At 45.0% G+C, this 20133-nt stretch carries 17 protein-coding genes; 12 read left to right on the forward strand and 5 right to left on the reverse strand.

Features of this window, described 5'->3' with window-relative positions; translation table 11 throughout:
• Positions 1-187 precede the first annotated feature (187 nt).
• From recQ to tig, 4 genes are all read right to left on the reverse strand, one after another.
• Complete coding sequence (gene recQ / locus ACPYIV_RS19690) at positions 188-2368, reverse strand: DNA helicase RecQ (RefSeq protein WP_293733245.1); 2181 nt, start codon at positions 2366-2368, stop codon at positions 188-190.
• Positions 2369-2397: 29 nt separating this feature from the next.
• Positions 2398-3627: an ATP-dependent Clp protease ATP-binding subunit ClpX gene (gene clpX / locus ACPYIV_RS19695; RefSeq protein WP_293733244.1), complete on the reverse strand. Its 1230-nt coding sequence runs from the start codon at positions 3625-3627 to the stop codon at positions 2398-2400.
• Between the two features lie 49 nt (positions 3628-3676).
• Positions 3677-4342 (reverse strand): ATP-dependent Clp endopeptidase proteolytic subunit ClpP, encoded by a 666-nt coding sequence (gene clpP / locus ACPYIV_RS19700; RefSeq protein WP_005634693.1) that lies wholly within the window; start codon positions 4340-4342, stop codon positions 3677-3679.
• A 187-nt stretch (positions 4343-4529) separates the two neighbouring features.
• Positions 4530-5885: a trigger factor gene (tig, locus tag ACPYIV_RS19705; RefSeq protein ID WP_293733243.1), complete on the reverse strand. Its 1356-nt coding sequence runs from the start codon at positions 5883-5885 to the stop codon at positions 4530-4532.
• Positions 5886-6211: 326 nt separating this feature from the next.
• Here tig and ACPYIV_RS19710 point away from each other — a divergent pair, with 326 nt between their 5' ends.
• Positions 6212-6454, forward strand: a complete 243-nt coding sequence (locus ACPYIV_RS19710) for an RNA recognition motif domain-containing protein (RefSeq protein ID WP_293733242.1) — start codon at positions 6212-6214, stop codon at positions 6452-6454.
• A 69-nt stretch (positions 6455-6523) separates the two neighbouring features.
• Positions 6524-7420: a CPBP family intramembrane glutamic endopeptidase gene (locus ACPYIV_RS19715; RefSeq protein ID WP_293733241.1), complete on the forward strand. Its 897-nt coding sequence runs from the start codon at positions 6524-6526 to the stop codon at positions 7418-7420.
• 3 nt (positions 7421-7423) lie between these two features.
• On the opposite strand, the gene lptB is transcribed toward ACPYIV_RS19715, so the two are convergent.
• Positions 7424-8176: an LPS export ABC transporter ATP-binding protein gene (lptB, locus tag ACPYIV_RS19720; protein WP_036658357.1), complete on the reverse strand. Its 753-nt coding sequence runs from the start codon at positions 8174-8176 to the stop codon at positions 7424-7426.
• A 318-nt stretch (positions 8177-8494) separates the two neighbouring features.
• On the opposite strand from lptB, the gene ACPYIV_RS19725 reads away from it, so the two are divergent.
• The 10 genes from ACPYIV_RS19725 to rpsJ all read left to right on the forward strand — a co-directional run bounded on the left by ACPYIV_RS19725 (position 8495) and on the right by rpsJ (position 20114).
• Complete coding sequence (locus ACPYIV_RS19725) at positions 8495-10093, forward strand: peptidylprolyl isomerase (RefSeq protein WP_308526328.1); 1599 nt, start codon at positions 8495-8497, stop codon at positions 10091-10093.
• Between the two features lie 15 nt (positions 10094-10108).
• Entirely contained in the window at positions 10109-10966 is an 858-nt protein-coding gene (locus ACPYIV_RS19730; RefSeq protein ID WP_293733239.1) for a peptidyl-prolyl cis-trans isomerase, read from the forward strand.
• Between the two features lie 22 nt (positions 10967-10988).
• Complete coding sequence (locus ACPYIV_RS19735; protein WP_293733238.1) at positions 10989-12353, forward strand: peptidylprolyl isomerase; 1365 nt, start codon at positions 10989-10991, stop codon at positions 12351-12353.
• Positions 12350-14029, forward strand: a complete 1680-nt coding sequence (locus ACPYIV_RS19740) for an OstA-like protein (protein WP_293733237.1) — start codon at positions 12350-12352, stop codon at positions 14027-14029. Before ACPYIV_RS19735 ends, ACPYIV_RS19740 begins: the two co-directional genes overlap by 4 nt.
• Positions 14030-14057: 28 nt before the next feature.
• Positions 14058-14366: a hypothetical protein gene (locus tag ACPYIV_RS19745; RefSeq protein ID WP_293733236.1), complete on the forward strand. Its 309-nt coding sequence runs from the start codon at positions 14058-14060 to the stop codon at positions 14364-14366.
• Positions 14366-16231, forward strand: coding sequence for a DNA mismatch repair endonuclease MutL (gene mutL, locus ACPYIV_RS19750; protein ID WP_293733235.1), 1866 nt, complete (start codon positions 14366-14368; stop codon positions 16229-16231). The genes ACPYIV_RS19745 and mutL overlap by 1 nt, the downstream gene beginning before the upstream one ends.
• Positions 16232-16598: 367 nt before the next feature.
• The gene (rpsL, locus tag ACPYIV_RS19755; RefSeq protein ID WP_005634721.1) at positions 16599-17009 is read left to right on the forward strand and encodes a 30S ribosomal protein S12; all 411 of its coding nucleotides are present in this window, start codon (positions 16599-16601) and stop codon (positions 17007-17009) included.
• A 156-nt stretch (positions 17010-17165) separates the two neighbouring features.
• A complete protein-coding gene (gene rpsG / locus ACPYIV_RS19760; protein ID WP_008149961.1) occupies positions 17166-17642 on the forward strand; it encodes a 30S ribosomal protein S7 in 477 nt (158 codons plus the stop codon).
• Between the two features lie 21 nt (positions 17643-17663).
• Positions 17664-19787 carry an elongation factor G gene (gene fusA, locus ACPYIV_RS19765; protein ID WP_301704188.1) on the forward strand — a complete coding sequence of 708 codons (2124 nt, stop codon included), beginning with the start codon at positions 17664-17666 and terminating at the stop codon, positions 19785-19787.
• 21 nt (positions 19788-19808) lie between these two features.
• Positions 19809-20114, forward strand: coding sequence for a 30S ribosomal protein S10 (gene rpsJ, locus ACPYIV_RS19770; protein ID WP_005634728.1), 306 nt, complete (start codon positions 19809-19811; stop codon positions 20112-20114).
• Positions 20115-20133: the final 19 nt, after the last annotated feature.

The raw sequence follows: 20133 nt of genomic DNA on the forward strand, positions 1-20133 counted from the left end.
TGGTTTACATTTTTATGGAAATGAATCATGAATGCTGATTTGCCGTTAAACCAGAATTACCTTGTTCCCACACTTGACGCTATGGTGTCAAGTATGGGGACAAGGAACTTCAGAGATACCGATCATCCTGTGGAGGATACACCTATCAGATATGATTTTGGTGCGGTTATCCCGGATCAGCACATTATTAATTTGCCATTTCCGATAGGAATTTGATTCGTACAAGACGAATCTCTTCTTCCGTATAATCGCCACCTAATTCTTCGATGGCGTCTTCCAGGTCGTCTGTTTCCGAGTCTTTAAAGTATTCGTAAATATCATCGATATGATCTTCGTCCATCACGTCGTTCAGGAAGTAGTCGATGTTGATACGGGTTCCGGAATAAACGATCGCTTCGATTTCGTCTAACAGTTCGCTAAACTCCAATCCGTTCGTCATGGCAATCTCGTCCAACGCCACCTTGCGGTCGATACGCTGGATGATCGAAACTTTCAGTTTGGATTTATTGGCAACCGTGCGCACGCGAAGATCTTCGGGACGTTCGATTTCGTTTTCCTCCACATGCTTCTTGATCAGTTCGACGAACTCTTTACCATATCTTTTTGCCTTACCGGCCCCAACACCGGGGATGTTCTGCAATTCCTCCAATGTCACCGGATAGGTGGTAGCCATCGCCTCGAGAGACGGGTCCTGGAAAATAACGAATGGAGGAACTTCCAAACGCTTGGACAACTTCTTACGCAAATCCTTCATCATCGAGAAAAGAGCCGGATCGACGGCACAGGTCGCTCCGCCACGTACCGGAACTTCGTCTTCCTCTTCGTCAAATTCGTTATCTTCGGTTATCTTGAAAGAAACAGGTTTCTTAATAAACTCTTTTCCTTTTTCTGTAATCTTCAGTAAACCGTAGTTTTCGATATCTTTAGCCAGATATCCGGCAATCAAGGCCTGACGGATAACGGCGTTCCATGTCTTTTCTTCTTCATCCGAACCGGAGCCGAAAACTTCCAGTTCATTGTGCTTGTAAGATTGGATTTCGGAGGTTTCGTTGCCGACCAACATGTTGACAATATATTCTGCCTTGAATTTTTCCTTTAACGTGCCAATTACTTCGAGTACGGCGCTTAATAATTCTTTTGCTTCCACTTTCTTTTTCGGGTTCAAACAATTATCACAATTTCCACAATTTTCTTCCAGGTATTCTTCACCGAAATAGTGCAACAAGACTTTCCGCCGGCATACGGAGGTCTCGGCATACGCGGCAGTTTCCAGAAGCAACTGCTTCCCGATCTCCTGCTCTGCAACCGGTTTCCCCTGCATGAATTTTTCCAGCTTCTGCAAGTCTTTATACGCATAAAAAGCGATGCACTGGCCCTCGCCGCCATCACGGCCGGCTCGTCCGGTTTCCTGGTAATATCCTTCGAGGCTCTTGGGAATATCATAATGAATGACATACCGTACGTCGGGCTTGTCGATCCCCATACCGAATGCAATTGTCGCAACGATCACGTCCGCCTTCTCCATCAGGAACGCATCCTGGTTATTCGAACGTAGCTGCGAATCCATACCGGCATGATAGGCTAACGCTTTAATGCCGTTTGCTTTCAGGATATCGGCAAACTCTTCCACCTTCTTACGGCTCAGACAATAGATAATACCGGATTTTCCCTCGTTGGACTTAATATATTTTATGATCTCGCGGTCGATATTCGCCGTTTTCGGACGAATCTCATAATATAAATTAGAACGGTTGAAGGAAGATTTAAAAACAGAGGCGTCGATCATTCCCAGGTTCTTCTGGATATCGTGCTGTACTTTCGGTGTGGCTGTCGCCGTCAGGGCAATCAGCGGGCGTTTGCCGATTTCGTTTATGATCGGGCGGATACGACGGTATTCCGGGCGGAAATCATGTCCCCATTCGGAAATACAGTGGGCTTCGTCTACAGCATAAAACGAAATATTGATTTGGCGTAGAAACTCCACGTTTTCATCTTTGGTCAACGACTCGGGGGCTACGTAAAGCAACTTCGTCCGGCCTTTCCGGATATCGTCTTTTACCTGGTCGATAGCCGATTTGTTCAAAGAAGAGTTTATGAAATGGGCAACCCCGTCCTCTTCGCTGAAATTACGCATGGCATCCACCTGGTTTTTCATCAGGGCTATCAAGGGAGAAATCACAATGGCCGTCCCCTGCATCATAAGAGAAGGCAGTTGATAACACAAAGATTTTCCTCCTCCGGTCGGCATCAACACAAAGGTATCATTTCCTGCCAGCACATTTTCGATGATCGCTCTTTGATTTCCTTTAAAGGTATCAAAACCAAAATGTTTTTTGAGCTCTTCTGTTAAATTATCCTTCTTTGCCATTACTATATTTATATTTTAAAAACCGCCGATCAGGCCATCTGCAGACGGTTTACGTCCGATTTTTCAAACTTTTCCTTCGCATACTCCAGCGTGACATGGAGCTTCTTTTTATTTGCGGACGGCATACTGTACATCGCATCCATCATCACAGCCTCCACAATGGAACGTAGGCCACGTGCTCCCAGCTTAAATTCAAGTGCCTTATCGACAATAAACTCGAACACGTCTTCGTCAAATGTCAGTTTAATATCATCCATCGCAAACAATTTGATGTATTGCTTGATGATCGAATTCTTCGGCTCGGTCAGGATATTACGGAGCGTGCTTCTATCCAGCGGATTCAAATAGGTCAGGATAGGCAGACGTCCGATGATTTCCGGAATCAGGCCGAATGATTTCAAATCGGTTGGCGTGATATATTTCAGCAGATTGTTGCGGTCCACCTGCGCAGTGTTTTCGTTTGCGGCGTATCCTACTACACGGGTATTCAAACGCTGGGCGATTTTCTTCTCTATTCCGTCGAAAGCGCCACCGCATACAAACAAGATATTCTTCGTGTCCACAGCAATCATTTTCTGTTCCGGATGCTTGCGCCCTCCCTGTGGGGGAACGTTCACAATGGAACCTTCCAGCAGCTTAAGCAAGCCTTGCTGCACGCCTTCACCGCTCACATCACGGGTAATGGAAGGATTGTCGCTCTTACGGGCGATCTTATCTATTTCATCGATAAAAACGATACCGCGCTGTGCCGATTCGACATCATAATCGGCAGCTTGTAGCAGGCGGGTTAAAATGCTTTCTATATCCTCCCCCACATAACCGGCTTCTGTCAGGACCGTCGCATCAACGATGGCGAACGGGACGTGAAGCAATTTGGCGATCGTACGGGCGAGCAGCGTTTTTCCTGTCCCCGTAGCACCCACCATAATAATATTCGATTTCTCGATCTCGACATCGTCAGATGTCACTTTCTGGATCAAACGTTTGTAATGGTTATACACTGCAACCGACAGGTAGCGTTTCGCATCATCCTGTCCGATTACATATTGGTCCAGAAAAGCTTTAATATCCTCAGGCTTCGGCAGGTCTTTCTGGTTTAATCCGAAAGAACTCCTCTTGCCGGGCATTTGTTCTTTTACTATTTCGTACGCTTGCTGTGCACATTCATCACAAATAGCACCTGAGATGCCGTTAATCATCAGATTAACATCCCGGCTACTGCGTCCGCAAAACGTACAGGTATCGCCTGTTTTGGCCATTCCGTATTTGTTTTTTTAGGGCAAGGCAACGCTTGCCCTTATATTAATATTATTTGTTACGAACCAGAACTTTGTCAATCATACCGTAGGCCAAAGCCTCTTCGGCTGTCATCCAGTAGTCACGGTCACTGTCGTGTTCAACCTTTTCATACGGCTGACCGGAATGAGTCGATATGATTGTGTAGAGTTCTTTCTTTACTTTCAGGATTTCACGGGCTGTGATCTCGATATCCGAAGCCTGTCCCTGTGCGCCGCCTAACGGCTGGTGGATCATCACGCGGGAATGAGGCAGCGCCATACGCTTGCCTTTTGTTCCGGCTACCAGCAATACCGCAGCAAAAGAAGCTGCCATGCCTGTACAGATAGTCGACACGTCGCTACTGATAAACTGCATTGTGTCGTAAATGCCATATCCGGCATAAACCGAACCGCCCGGCGAATTGATATAAATTGAAATATCCTTGCCCGGATCGCTCGAGTCCAGATACAACAACTGCGCCTGGATTACATTTGCCGTATAATCGTCAACCTGTGTACCTAAAAAAATGATACGGTCCATCATCAACCGTGAAAAAACGTCCATCTGAGCAACGTTCAATTGGCGCTCTTCGATAATCGTCGGAGATATGTAACTGCTGGTTATATTCATATAACTGTCCAGCGCGTTACTGTTCATCCCTAAATGCTTCGTTGCATACTTTCTGAAATCTTCCATAATCTATAGTCTTATTGTGTTACCGAAAAGTCATAAAAAAAGGGATTTCCCTCTTACTTATCGGAATAACAAAGTTATAAATAAATTTCTGAAAGAAACAACTTATTTGCTGTCCGCTAAGATATTTTTTCGAGAGAAAGCCCTTTTTTATATGAAAAAAGCAGCCGTAGCTGCTTTTTGGGTAGTATTATTCTTCAAAAAGTTTATTGAAATCGTCGGCTGTAACTTCCTTGATGTCCAACTCGACCTGTTCTTTCAACCAGCCTGCCAGTTTCTCTTCAACCGCACGGTCGATGATATTCTGCAAGGTCTGCTTGTTTTTCAGAATGTCCTTGGCATAGTTGGCCAGTACGTCTTCCGGAACGGAAAGCATTCCATACTGAGCGAACTGAGCCTTCGCTACACGTTTGGCGAAGTCTTCGATGTCAGCGTCTTCAACTTTCAAACCGTTGTCTTTTACTAAGTTTTCTTTGATTAGCTGATATTTCAGGTCTTCTATAATCTTAGGATATTCTTCGTCGATCTTTTCTTTCGTATTCTTTTCATTTGCGACCAGCAACCAACGTTTCAGCAGGTCTTCAGCGAATGCAAGATCACCGGCTTTCTGAACCAACAGGTCGCGCGCGTCAGTCAGGAACTTGAAGTCGCTCTGCGGTGTGAACTGTTCAGCCAGTGCTTCGCGGATCTTGTTCTTGAATTCTTCTTCGCTGGTGACTACACCTTCGCCGAATACTTTGTCGAACAATTCCTGATTCAGTTCTGCATTTTTATGACGAGTCACTTCTGTGATTTCAAAGCTGAAATCGCCAGTGATACCGGCTACGGCTTCTTTATCGACTTTCAGGAAAGAAGCGATTTCGGCTTCTGCACCTTCGTAAGCTTTGTTCGGGTTGAATACAATGACAGAGTTTTTCTTTGCTCCGATGAATTTGGCTTTTTCAGCTTCATCCTTAATATACATTGGCATCAGAACTGCATCTTCAACAACGATGCCGCCTTCTTTCGGAGAACCGTTCTCCAATTCGGCTACGATACCTTTTACCAAGTCTTTTTCTTCTACATCTTCAACCTGATCGTATGTTCCGAAGTTAGCCTGATAAGCCTCGACTTGTTTACCGATCATTTCGTCATCGATCTTTACCTGATAGAAAGGTACTTTATCGTTTTTGGACAGTTCGATCTTGATTTCCGGAGCTATAGCAACGTCGAAACAAAATTCGAAGTCTTCCTGAGTATCGAAGTTGATTTCTTTCTGTTCAGTTTCGTTAGGCAGCGGTTCGCCCAAAATGTTCAGTTTGTTTTCACGGATATAGTTGTACAGATTTTCTGATATCAGTTTATTGACTTCTTCTATCAATACATGCTTACCATACATTTTCTTTACCATACCCATCGGGACCATACCTTTGCGGAAGCCCGGTACATCTGCTTTCTGACGGAAGCTGCGAAGGCTTTTTTCCACCTTGTCAGCATAGTCGGTTTTCACTATTTCTAATTTCACAATGCCTTTTGTGGCATCAATGTTTTTAAGCGAAACGTTCATTCTGAATGATTTATTTAATTAATAGTCTTGTTCGAATTTTAGGGTGCAAAATTAGACTTATTCTTTTAATCTCGCAAATTGTTTGCTTAATTTGTTATAACCGAGATGAATTTAGAAGCAATGTTATTTTTTTCAGGCTAAAATGTTGTTTATCTAAAATAAATGCATTTCTTTGCGATGTGAAAGGGCATTAACCTTGAACGGACCTAACATTGTTTTTTATTTCTTCATTTACTCGTTACTTGTTGAATATCTCTCACTGTTACGAAATTCCGGTTTACTACTTTCATTAAGTAACAATTTTATTTTTTTAATTTTCTATTTTTATGAACATTTATGTTGGTAACCTGAACTATCGTGTTCGGGAAGATGATTTAAAACAAGTAATGGAAGAATACGGTATTGTTGACTCAGTAAAGATCATCAAAGACCGTGAAACAGGCAAATCAAAAGGTTTTGCTTTCGTTGAAATGCCGGACGACGCTGCTGCAAAGAAAGCGATCGTGGAACTGAACGAAGCTGAGTTCGAAGGCCGTCAGATGGTAGTAAAAGAGGCTCGTCCTAAATAATTACTTTTCCGGGAAAAAATAAAAAACTTCTGCTTATCTTTGAGCAGAAGTTTTTTTATGCTCAAAAATATGTTCTTAAAAGGTATATATGCCGGAAAACCGGCCGTTTTCCAATTGATCGTCTTGCTCCTCCTGATTCTGGCAGGAGCCGTTTTCTCATCGCTGATTGCCATGGGGATATTCTATTTTATCTATGGTTTCCATGCCGAGATAACCCAAGACCCGGACATGATGCGTTTGCTGCAGCTTTTTTCGGCCATCGGGACATTCCTGTTTCCGGCATTGGCGCTTGCGTGGCTATGCAGTAACAATCCGAAAGAATATCTGTCGATCGGAGAAATGCCCAAAGGACATATATTGCTACTTACGTTTTTCAGCGTCTTTCTGCTCTCCCCCGCTATCAGCCTCACCGGCTTGCTGAATAGGCAGATGGAGCTGCCTTCTTTTATGGAGCCTATGGAAAACTGGATGCGTGTACAGGAAGAAACTGCTGAAAAGTTGACTTTGATGTTGCTGGCCGGCGAAGGGTTTGTAACTTTGATTCTTAATCTGATCGTTATCGCTGTGGCTGCCGGGGTCACAGAAGAATTCCTTTTCAGGGGCGCTTTGCAACGGGTAATCGGGAAATGGACACACAACCATCATATTATCATCTGGAGTGCGGCGATTATTTTCAGCGCTTTCCATATGCAGTTTTTCGGCTTCCTGCCCCGTATGCTGTTAGGGGCCTATTTCGGGTATTTGCTCTATTGGAGCCGGAATATCTGGGTTCCGGTCTTTGCCCACTTTGTCAATAATGCATTTGCCGTGATAGGCATGTCAAACGCCCGATTGAAGGATAATGAATTTATTACCGGGGATATCTCCGCACAAAATTTGTTGCCTTATACAATTGTAGCAATTATCACACTTTTCCTGTTCTATGCCTGCGCTAAACGCATAAAAAAACAACTCTCGGCAAAATAGAATTCAGAAATCTTTTTTGCGTAGGACAAAATCTTTTCCCAGATATTTTTCACGTACAATCTCATTCTCGGCCAATTGTTCGGCTGTTCCCTGGAAAAGCACTTTCCCTTCAAACAGCAGGTAGGCGCGGTCGCAAATGCTCAACGTTTCGTATACGTTGTGGTCCGTGATTAAAATACCGATGTTCTTATGTTTCAGCTTTGCGACAATACTCTGGATGTCTTGCACGGCTATCGGATCTACTCCGGCAAACGGTTCGTCAAGCATAATAAATTTCGGATCGATAGCTAAGCAACGGGCGATCTCGGCACGTCGGCGTTCACCTCCGGACAACTGGTCACCTAAATTCTTCCGTACCTTATTCAAACCGAATTCGGCGATCAGGCTCTCCAATTTCTCCTTCTGGTATTCAGGTGTCGTCTCTGTCATTTCCAATACGGAGCGAATGTTGTCCTCCACTGTCATTTTGCGGAAAATAGAAGCCTCTTGTGCCAGATAACCTATGCCGTTACGTGCACGTTTATACACCGGGAACTTCGTGATCTCCATATCGTTCAAAAATATCTTTCCTTCATTGGGAGTCACCAATCCGACCGTCATATAGAAAGTTGTCGTTTTCCCGGCTCCGTTAGGGCCAAGCAGTCCCACGATCTCTCCTTGTTTCACATTGATCGAAACATGATTTACAACGGTACGTGTCTTGTATTTCTTAACGAGGTCCTCCGTTCGAAGCACCATTTGTTGTTCGTCTGCCATATCCAAAATCTTTGCCACAAAGAAACGGAATTAATTCCTTCTATACAACACCGGCCGGAACATTAATTCACCTTGCTTTTATTATAATTCAGGCTCATAATTTATGGAGTGCTACAATCGTGTCAGATGAAATCCGTGTCTGTAGGACAAGGAAACAGGGTTTGCGATTGTTATTTTGTTTGTAGACGTACCGGCTGGGGCGTGAGATGTTTTAAATGAGAATTATATTTGATAAAAAACACTAATTTAACGGGGCAATGTACTTTTTAGGCTGTATCTCCGTTAGATTAGTGTTATTTTTGTAATCGATATCTTGATATGGTAAAAGTAGGATTAATGAAGAAGTTGCTTGTATTATCTTTGGTATTCGCTTGTATGACAGGAAATGCGCAAATCCCGGCCGATTCGGTAGTGATGACGGTTGCCGGAAAGCAGATCCCGTTGGATGAGTTTGTTTTTATAGCACAAAAGAATAGCGAAGTTAATCTGTCCGACCGTAAGTCCGTGGATGCCTATGTGGAGTTGTTTAAAAACTTCAAACTGAAAGTGGCGGAAGCGGAAGATCTGGGGCTGGACAAGACGAAAGCCTTCAAAGATGAATTGGATGGTTACCGGGCACAGTTGACTTCAAGTTATCTGTCGGATAAGGATGGTGAGGAAGCGGCCGTGCGTGCCGTATATGACCGGTATGGCGAAGTGTTGGAACTGAGTCATATCCTGTTCCGTTTACCCCAGCGTACGTTGTCGAAAGATACGGTTCCCGTTTATCAGAAAGCGATCGAGGCCTATAAGCGAATTCAGGCGGGAGAGGATTTTGCTGCTGTCGGCGAAGAATTGAAAGAAGCCGATAAAGAACATACCGGCTATGAATATGTACACTGCCTGCTGCCGATGCAAACGGTCAAGGCTTTTGAAAATGTCGCTTATTCGATGCCTGTCGGCTCCGTCTCTTTGCCGGTCCGTACGACTATGGGCTTCCATATCATAAAAATACACAGCCGTAAACCCAATCCCGGCCTGGTGCGTGTGGCGCATATCCTAATCCCGTTCGAGAAAGATTCGGTCAAGCTGGGTGAGGCCGAAGCATTCGCCCTCGCGGAAGAAGTTTGTCGGAAAGCGAAAGATGGTGCGGACTTTGCCGGGCTGGCAAAAGAATATTCATCCGATACCGGTTCTGCAGGAAGAGGCGGTGAGTTGCCTGCTTTTGGTGTCGGTGAAATGGTGGAGCCGTTTGAAGTGGCTGCTTTCGCCTTGAACGTTCCGGGAGAAATATCTCAACCGGTGAAAACCCGTTTCGGCTATCATATTATTAAGTTGATCGGGAAGAAAGGGCTGCCTTCTTTTGATGATAAGAAAAAAGGCTGGTCCCGCCAGATGGCACAGGGAGAACGGAACTTTGAATATTACGGCGCGTTCGATGAACGGATGAAGAAAGAGTACGGCTATCGTTTCTATCCCGAAGCCTATGCTGAGCTGGAAGCCTTGTGTAACGATTATTTCCCGTCCGATCCTGCTTTCTATGAGAAAGCGAAAGATATGAACAAGACTTTGTTCCATCTGAATGGCACGGATTTCCCACAGAGCGAGTTCGCCTATTATATCCAGCGTTGCCCGTTCTCGACAAAGTCTTATGCGGGAGATTTCATGCAGGAGGTCTATGATCTTTTTATCCGCGATATCGTTACGACGGCCGAACGTAAGAATCTGACGGCAAAACATCCGGAGTTCGAACTTCTGATGCAGGAATATCGGGATGGCATCTTGCTGTTCGACATCAGCAACAAGGAAGTTTGGAACAAGCCGATGGATCAGCAGGCTACGGCTGAAGCCGAGTGGATCGAGCGGTTGAATCAGAAGTATCCGGTGACGATAAACAGGAAGTTGGTGAAGAAAATGGGTCGAATGACAAAGAAATAATAAAGAGAAAGTTATATGAGGTATTGCTTCATTTTTATAGCATTCGTATCTTTGCTGTGCTCTTGTAGAGGGACACAGCCCGCAGATGACGCGGATGTATTGGTAAGAGTGAAGGACCGGGCTCTCGGACGTTCGGAGATAAAGCGGCAAATCCCGCGAGGACTGTCCTCCGCCGATAGCTTGTTATTCGCCGAAGGCTTGGAAAAGAAGTGGGTGAAAGATGCATTGGTCTATGATGTGGCTTTGCGTAACCTGGAAGGAGAGGACAAGAAAGAAGTGGATAAGCTGGTGGAGGAATACCGGCATTCGCTGATCCGCTATCGGTATCAGGAGCAGCTGATAAAAGAAAGGCTTTCTTCCGAATTTCAGGAAAGCGATAAGCTGAGTTATTACGAAGAAAACCAGAAGAAGTTCGTATTGGACAAGGCTTTGGTGAAAGGCTTGTTCCTCAAGATTCCGGTGGATGCCCCCGGACTTTCTGATGTAAAGGGATGGTATAGATCGACTTCTGAGGCTTCTTTAGAAAAAATAGAGAAGTACAGTGTGCAGAATGCCAGTATTTATGACTACTTTTACGACAAATGGGTGGACTTTGACCAGGTGATGGATAATATTCCGGTGCACGTGTCGAATGCGAACGACTTCCTGAAGGCGAATAAATTTGTCGAATATACGGATAGTACATATTGCTATCTGTTGAATATTAAGGAATATCTACCCGTTGGGGGTGTGGCGCCTTATGACTATGCCAGCACTCAGATTGTAGAGATGCTGACTAATTTGCGTAAGGTGGAATTTTTGAAAAAATTTGAAGAAGAATTATATAATGATGCGGTCAGGAGCGGCGACGTGAAATTTTATACAGAACCGTAACCGGCAGCTTATAGAGAAGTACATGATGAAAAAGATTTTAACAGTATTCATTCTTGCCTGTTTATCTTGTGTGGTTTCTGCACAGGATAATGTGATTGATGAGATTGTGTGGGTGGTAGGAGATGATGCGATTTTGCGTTCGGACATCGAGAGCCAGCGTTTGTATCTGCAAAACGAAGGACAGCGTCTTGAGGGTGATCCTTATTGCGTGCTCCCGGAACAGATGGCGATACAGAAGCTATATCTGAACCAGGCGAAGATCGATAGTGTGGAAGTTAGCGAAAGCCAGGTGATCCAGGAAACGGATCGTTGGATTAACTATGTTATAAACCAGGCTGGATCGAAAGAAAAGCTGGAGGAATATTTCGGTAAAAAGATTTCCCAGATTAAAGATGAGCGTAAGGAAATGATCATGGAGCAGCAGACGGTGCAGCAAATGCAGCGGCAGCTGGTCGGTGAGATCAAGCTGACGCCTTCCGAAGTGCGTAAATATTACAGCCAGTTGTCTAAAGACAGTCTGCCTAATATCCCGACAACCGTGGAAGTGCAGATCATCACGATGGAGCCGAAGATCCCGTTTGAAGAAACGGATGCTATCAAAGCGCGCCTTCGCCAGTACACGGATGATATCAACAACGGGAAGATGGAATTTTCAACCGTTGCCCGTCTGTATTCGGAAGATCCGGAATCTGCCAAAAGAGGCGGTGAACTGGGATTCTTGGGTAAGACAAGTTTGTTGCCTGAGTTTGCCAACGTCGCTTTCAACCTGAAAGATCCGAAGAAGATTTCACAGATCGTGCAGACCGAATATGGTTATCATATCATCCAGTTGATCGAAAAGCGTGGCGACCGTATCAACTGCCGCCATATCCTGTTGAAGCCGAAAGTTTCGGACAAGGAGTTGAACGAGTGTATGACACGTATGGATTCCTTGTATAATGACTTGACGGCAAAGAAGTTTACATTTGAAGAAGCGGCGACTTTTATCTCTGCCGACAAGGATACGAGAAATAACAAAGGTTTGATGGTGAACCAGAATTTCGAGAGTGACAACCATAGCACTCCGAAATTCGGAATGTCCGAACTGCCGCAGGAAATCGGTAAGATCGTTTATACGATGCAGGTGGGCGACATCTCCAAACCTTTCACGATGATCAACGACAAGCAGAAAGAAGTGGTTGCTATTGTAAAACTGAAAGCCAGAGTGGACCAGCATAAGGCAAATATATCGGATGACTATCAGGCTTTGAAGTCGATCGTCGAATCCCGGAAGCGCGAAGAATTGCTGCATGACTGGATCATTAAGAAGCAGAAAAGCACATACGTGCGTATTAGCGACGGCTGGCGTAATTGTGACTTCCAGTATCCCGGCTGGATTAAAGAATGAGGACTGTAAGTAAGTTTGTTTTCACAGGTCTGTTTTTTCTGTTGGCGGTCTGTGCTTTTGCACAGGCCCAGGATAGCATCACCCGCATGGATACGACTGTTATTTCCGCACAGGACGTAACGATAGCCCCAGCGGATAGCTTGGTGGCGGCCGATAGTATGCTGGTCGGGACAGATACTGTCCCGGTCAAAAAGACTCAGGTCTATTTGATACATACCAATACATTGTCGTTCGATAAGGCTGTGAGGCCGGATGCGCAAATCCTGAGCGGCGATGTCTGTTTCCGGCATGACAGTTCATATATGTACTGCGACAGTGCTTATTTCTTTGAGCAGACCAATTCGCTTGAAGCATTCAGTAATGTCCGGATGGAGCAGGGAGACACCTTGTTTGTGTACGGAGATTATCTTTTTTATGACGGAAATACGCAGGTGGCTTATTTGCGTGAGAATGTCCGGATGGAAAACGGCCAGGTGACGCTCTTTACGGATAGCCTCAATTATGAGCGTATTCCGAATATTGGGTACTATTTTGAAGGGGGCCTGATCGTAGATTCGCTGAATCAACTTTCCTCTTTCTACGGGCAATATTCCCCTGGGACGAAGCTGGCTGTGTTCAATGACAGCGTCCAGCTTGAAAACCCCGACTTTACTTTATATTCCGATACCCTGCATTATGATACGGAGTCCAAGATCGCCACGATCCTGGGGCCGTCTGTGATTGTCTCGGACAGTGGTACGGTCCATACATCCAGAGGATGGTATGATACGGCGAATAATACTTCACTTTTGCTTGACAGGTCGCAGGTTGAATCGGGTGATAAAATCCTGATTGGCGACTCCATCTTCTATAACCGGGATACGGGCATGGGAGAAGTCTATGGAAATATGAGTCTGATTGACACGGCACAGCACGTGACGCTGCAAGGCGAATACGGCTATTATAACGAACAGACCGGATATGCTTTTGCAACCGATAGCGCCCGCTTCCTCGAATATTCGCAGGGAGACACGCTGTTCCTGCATGCCGATACGTTGCAGATGGTGACGGTCGATTCCACTTTCCGGGAGATCAAGGCTTATTACGGCGTACGTTTTTACCGGACCGATATGCAAGGGGTGTGCGATTCGATGCAGTTCAACACGCGTGACTCCGTATTATATATGTACACGGAGCCGGTCATCTGGAACGAGCAATATCAGTTGTACGGCGATACGATCGCCATCTATATGAACGACAGCACGATCGAATACGCCCATGTGATCCAGTTCGCTTTTGCAGCCCAGCATGTCGATTCGAGTTATTATAACCAGTTGAAGGGGAACGATCTGAAAGCCTATTTCGAAGGGCAGGCTGTTCACCAGATCGACGTGGCGGGAAATGCCGAATCCATTTTTTACCCGTTGGAAAAAGATGGGGCAAAAGTCGGGATGAATGAGACTAAGAGCGGGTTCCTGACGATCTGGGTGAAAGACAACAAACTGGATAAACTGAAAATCTGGCCCAGTCCGGTCGGCAGCATGACACCGATTCCGGACCTGAAACCCGACCAAAAGATGTTGAAAGATTTCTATTGGTTCGACTATCTGCGTCCGAAGGACAAGGATGATATCTACCAGGTGGTGAAAAGAAAAGCGGCGGAATCGCCGAAGCGAAGCAATAAATTTGTACATTAGCACAGAATTTTCTAACAATACATAGACTATGGCATTATTCTCATTTTATAATGTGCGGAAACCTCGCCAGTTCGATCACAAGCCTATTTACTGGGACCCCCATAAAGAGGCGATGGAAGACCGTATACGCAAGGTAAAGCGGGAGATGGGGATGGAAGAAGAACTGACGGTCGATGATTACAAAGCCGAGATCAAAGGCAGTTTTGTCGAAGGAACTTCCCATCTGAAAAGGAGCCGCGACAACGGACATGATTCCCGTAGTCGTACCTATAAGAATATGAAGTTGTTATTGGCTGCGGCTATTTTAGCCGGAATATTCTGGTATTTGTTCATGTAATGAGTGATATAATTCATTTACTTCCTGACAGTATCGCCAATCAGATAGCGGCAGGCGAGGTGATCCAGCGTCCTGCCTCTGTCGTTAAGGAACTGGTGGAAAATGCGGTTGATGCCGGAGCCGGACATATTCAGGTGAATATCAAGGATGCCGGTCGTACATTGGTCCAGGTGGCCGATGACGGGAAAGGTATGTCCGAAACGGATGCACGCATGGCTTTCGAGCGGCATGCGACCTCTAAGATAGCAACAGCCGATGATCTTTTCTCCCTCCATACGATGGGATTTCGCGGCGAGGCGCTTGCTTCGATAGTGGCGGTCTCGCAGGTGGAGCTTCGGACTCGCCTGAAGGGGGCCGAGTTGGGGACGCATCTTGTTTTTTCGGGTTCTGATATAGAAACCGTCGAACCGGATGCTTGCACCGAGGGTAGTATTTTTTCTGTTAAGAATCTTTTCTTTAACGTCCCGGCCCGTCGGAAGTTCCTGAAGTCGAACGAGACGGAATTCAGGAATATCATCAATGAGTTCGAACGGATTGCCCTGGTTAACCCGCAGGTCGCTTTATCACTTTATCACAATGATACGGAGATATTCAACCTGCCCGAATCCGGCCTCCGGCAACGTATTATTAATGTATATGGCAAAACGCTGAACCAGAAACTTCTTTCTGTGGATGCACAGAGTTCGCTGGTGACGATCTCCGGTTTCGTGGGCCGTCCCGATTCGGCCAAGAAGCGGGGAGCCTTGCAGTATTTCTTTGTGAACGGACGTTTCATGAAGCATCCTTATTTTCATAAAGCGGTCATGCAAGCCTACGAACAATTGATCCCGGCAGGCGAACAACCGAACTATTTTATCTATTTCACACTCGATCCGGCAACGATCGATGTCAATATTCATCCGACCAAGACGGAGATCAAGTTTGAAAACGAGCAGCCGATCTGGCAAATATTGATGGCGGCTGCCCGCGAAGCGCTTGCTAAATCCAGCGCTATCCCAACTATCGATTTCGATGTGGAGGATGCTATCGATATTCCGGTGTATAATCCGGTGAAGGAAGCGCCTTCCTATAAAGCTCCCCGGGTACAGGTGGATTCCGGATATAATCCCTTTGAGACTTCTTCTTATAAGAAACCGGAATTCGATTGGTCCAAACTTTATAACGATTTTGAGGAAGATCGTTCCGCTATACAACAGGATCAAGATCTGGCCGGAACGCCGTTCGTAACGGATGTTGCTGAGGCGGTTGCCGATGCGGATGAGATTAGCGTCCAGGATGATTCGGTCGGCTTGTTTAATGACGTGTCTAATCCGTGTTATCAATATAAAGGAAGATATATTATTACATCTTTAAAATCAGGTTTGGCCCTGATCGATCAGCATCGTGCGCACGTTCGTATCCTTTTCGACCAGTATATTACGAATATACGACAGCAGAAAGGAGCTTCTCAGCAAGTCCTTTTTCCTGAAATCGTCGAGTTTACTGCCGGTGAAGCGGCTGTGCTGCCCGCTCTGCTCGAAGATATGCGGTTTATCGGTATCGATCTGACGAACCTGGGGAATAACAGTTATGCTATTAATGGCCTTCCTGCCGGAGTGGAGAATCTCGATCCGGTGACTTTGATCCGCAATATGGTGGACCGTGCGATCGAGACCGGTTGTGAAGTGCATGAAGAAATATGTGATTCGTTGGCACTCTCCCTGGCCAAAGCGGCTGCTATCCGTCCGGGGAAAATTCTTTCCGGTGAAGAAATGGATAACTTGCTCGCTTCTCTTTTTTCCTGTCAGGAATCGAATCTGACGCCCGATGGAAAAATTATTATCTCCAAACTGACAGACGAAGAGTTGGAAAAACGTTTCAGATAACAAGACCTGTATTTAGGAATGCATAAACGGATTGTAGTTTGTCTACGATCCGACAAGCATCGAACCTTCATCCGACAAGCATCGATTTTCTATCCGATGCCTGCCGGATTTTTTGTGACCGGGAGTCCAAGTCATCTCTTCATTCGGTCTAATGGAAAAATAATTGTTAATTATGTGTAAATGGGTAAAAGATTCGTCTTGTGGAACGAGAACAAATGCGTACCTTTGCAGCGTTTTAGCGTGAAGTGTGCGAAAAAAGGAAGCGCAACTTGTTGATAGTCCGAAAATAATGTGTACCTTTGCAGCTCAAAATAAAGAAATAGATAATTATAATAATAACACATTCAAAGTTTAAAAAAGAAAAGAAATGCCTACAATTCAGCAATTAGTTAGAAAAGGAAGGGAAACTTTGGTGGAAAAGGGTAAATCACCCGCATTGGATTCATGTCCGCAGAGACGTGGCGTTTGCGTACGTGTTTACACGACAACTCCGAAGAAGCCTAACTCTGCAATGCGTAAAGTAGCGAGAGTTCGTTTGACAAATGGAAAAGAAGTAAACTCTTACATTCCGGGAGAAGGACACAACTTGCAGGAACACTCGATCGTATTGGTTCGCGGTGGTCGTGTGAAGGACCTTCCTGGTGTACGTTATCACATTGTACGTGGAACCTTGGATACAGCTGGCGTAAACGGACGTACTCAGAGACGTTCCAAATACGGCGCTAAACGCCCGAAACCGGGACAGGCAGCTGCTGCAGCTAAAGGAAAGAAGAAGTAATTAGTTACATCCCTTCAAACTGAGAATTTAAATTTAAGTATTAAAGCTGGTTTGAGTTATTTGGATAGGCTATTAGGTTGAGTAAATGGTTCAGCGGAACCGTTGAAGACGCATTAAAGGCAACCAAGAAACAAAAACGAAATTTTTGAAAACAAAATGAGAAAAGCAAAACCAAAGAAAAGACAGATCCTCCCGGATCCTGTTTTCGGTGATGTTAAGGTTACGAGATTCGTTAACCATTTGATGTATGATGGCAAGAAAAATACTGCCTTCGAAATTTTCTATTCCGCTTTGGAAACAGTTAAGGCCAAATTGCCTAACGAAGAAAAGTCCGCTCTCGAAATTTGGAAAGCTGCACTCGACAATATTACTCCTCAAGTCGAAGTGAAATCCCGCCGTGTTGGTGGTGCTACTTTCCAGGTACCTACTGAAATCCGCCCCGATCGCAAAGAATCAATTTCTATGAAGAACCTGATCATCTTCTCACGTAAGAGAGGTGGTAAGACTATGGCTGACAAGCTGTCTGCAGAGATTGTAGATGCTTTCAACAACCAGGGTGGAGCATTCAAAAGAAAAGAAGATATGCACCGTATGGCTGAAGCTAACCGTGCATTCGCTCACTTCAGATTTTAATTATAAAGGCTAAGAAAGAATATGGCAAACGATAAACAATTAATGTTTACAAGAAACATCGGTATCATGGCTCACATCGATGCTGGTAAAACAACTACTTCCGAACGTATCTTGTTTTACACAGGTCTGACCCATAAGATCGGTGAAACGCATGATGGTACTGCTACTATGGACTGGATGGCCCAGGAGCAGGAACGCGGTATTACAATCACATCTGCTGCAACGACTACTTTCTGGAACTATTTGGGTAACAAATATAAGATCAATTTGATTGACACTCCGGGACACGTTGACTTTACAGTAGAAGTAGAGCGTTCTCTTCGCGTACTGGACGGTGCCGTTGCTACTTTCTGTGCTGTAGGTGGTGTAGAACCTCAGTCTGAAACTGTATGGCGTCAGGCTGACAAATATAATGTACCTCGTATCGGTTATGTAAATAAGATGGACCGTTCGGGTGCGAACTACTACGAAGTTATCCGCCAGATGAAGGATATCCTGGGTGCTCATCCGTGTCCTATCCAGATCCCTATCGGTGCTGAAGAAACTTTCAAGGGTGTAGTAGACTTGATTAAGATGAAGGCTATTTTCTGGCACGACGAATCAATGGGTGCTGAATATAGTGTAGAAGAAATTCCGGCAGATTTGCAGGCTGAAGCTGAAGAATGGCGCGATAAGATGCTTGAAGCTTTGGCTGAATGCGATGATGCGATCATGGAGAAATACTTCGATGATCCTTCGACTATCACAGAAGAAGAAATCAACACCGCTATCCGTAAGGGTACTTTGGCTATGCAGATCAACCCGATGACTTGTGGTTCTTCTTTCAAGAACAAAGGGGTTCAGACTTTGCTGGATGCAGTTTGTGCATTCTTGCCTTCACCTGAAGATACTCCGGCTATCGAAGGTACGGATCCCAGCGATCCTGAAAAGGTTGTTATCCGTAAACCGTTGTTCGAAGAACCGTTGACAGCTTTAGCGTTTAAGATCGCAACAGACCCGTATGTAGGCCGTCTGTGTTTCTTCCGTGTATATGCTGGTTCTTTAACGGCAGGTTCTTATGTTTACAACACACGCTCTGGTAAGAAAGAACGTATCTCTCGTCTGTTCCAGATGCACTCAAACAAGCAGAATCCGATGGAAGCTATCGGTTGTGGTGATATTGGTGCTGGTGTTGGTTTCAAAGATATCCGTACTGGTGATACGTTGTGTGACGAAAATAATCCGATCACATTGGAATCGATGGACTTCCCCGATCCGGTTATCGGTATCGCAGTAGAGCCTAAGACTCAGAAAGACTTGGATAAGTTGGGTATGGGATTGGCTAAGCTGGCTGAAGAAGACCCGACGTTCCGTGTACAGACTAACGAAGAAACAGGTCAGACTGTAATTAGCGGTATGGGTGAGCTTCACTTGGATATCATCGTTGACCGTCTGCGTCGTGAATTCAAGGTTGAATGTAATCAGGGTAAACCTCAGGTTACTTACAAGGAAGCTATCACTAAATCCGTTGAACTTCGTGAAGTTTACAAGAAACAGTCTGGTGGTCGTGGTAAGTTTGCTGATATCATCGTTCGTATCGAACCGGCTGATGAAAGCTTCGAAGGTACTCTGCAGTTCATCGATGAAGTGAAGGGTGGTAACATTCCGAAGGAATTCATCCCTTCTGTTCAGAAAGGTTTCGAAAAAGCAATGAAGAACGGTATCCTTGCCGGTTATCCGTTGGATAAATTGAAAGTAACATTGATCGATGGTTCATTCCACCCGGTTGACTCTGACCAGTTGTCTTTCGAAATTTGTGCGATCCAGGCATTCAAGAGCGCTTCCGAAAAGGCAGGTCCTGCTTTGATGGAACCGATTATGCAGATGGAAGTTGTTACTCCGGAAGAAAGCATGGGTGATGTAATCGGCGACTTGAACAAACGTCGTGGACAAGTTGAAGGCATGGAAACAAGCCGTACGGGTGCTCGTATCGTAAAAGCTAAAGTTCCTCTGGCTGAAACATTCGGTTATGTAACGGCTTTGCGTACTATCACTTCAGGTCGTGCAACTTCTTCAATGCAGTTCTCACATTATGCTCAGGTATCTTCTTCTATCGCTAAGCAGGTATTGACAGAAGTACAGGGTCGTGCTGATTTGATCAAATAATTTAGAAACATATATATAGATATGAGCCAAAAGATCAGAATTAAATTAAAGTCTTACGATTATTCTCTGGTAGACAAGTCTGCAGAGAAGATCGTAAAGACGGTCAAGGCTACCGGTGCTGTTGTTAGCGGCCCGATACCTCTGCCTACGCACAAGCGTATCTTTACTGTGAACCGCTCGACTTTCGTTAACAAAAAGTCTCGTGAGCAGTTCGAACTCTCTTCTTATAAGAGATTAATCGACATCTACAGCTCGACTGCAAAAACAGTTGACGCATTGATGAAGCTGGAATTGCCCAGTGGTGTTGAAGTAGAAATTAAAGTGTAAGTTTATTAACAAATTAGTG

This window comes from Parabacteroides vesiculifaciens (genome assembly GCF_049860805.1).
Classification (GTDB): Bacteria; Bacteroidota; Bacteroidia; order Bacteroidales; family Tannerellaceae; genus Parabacteroides.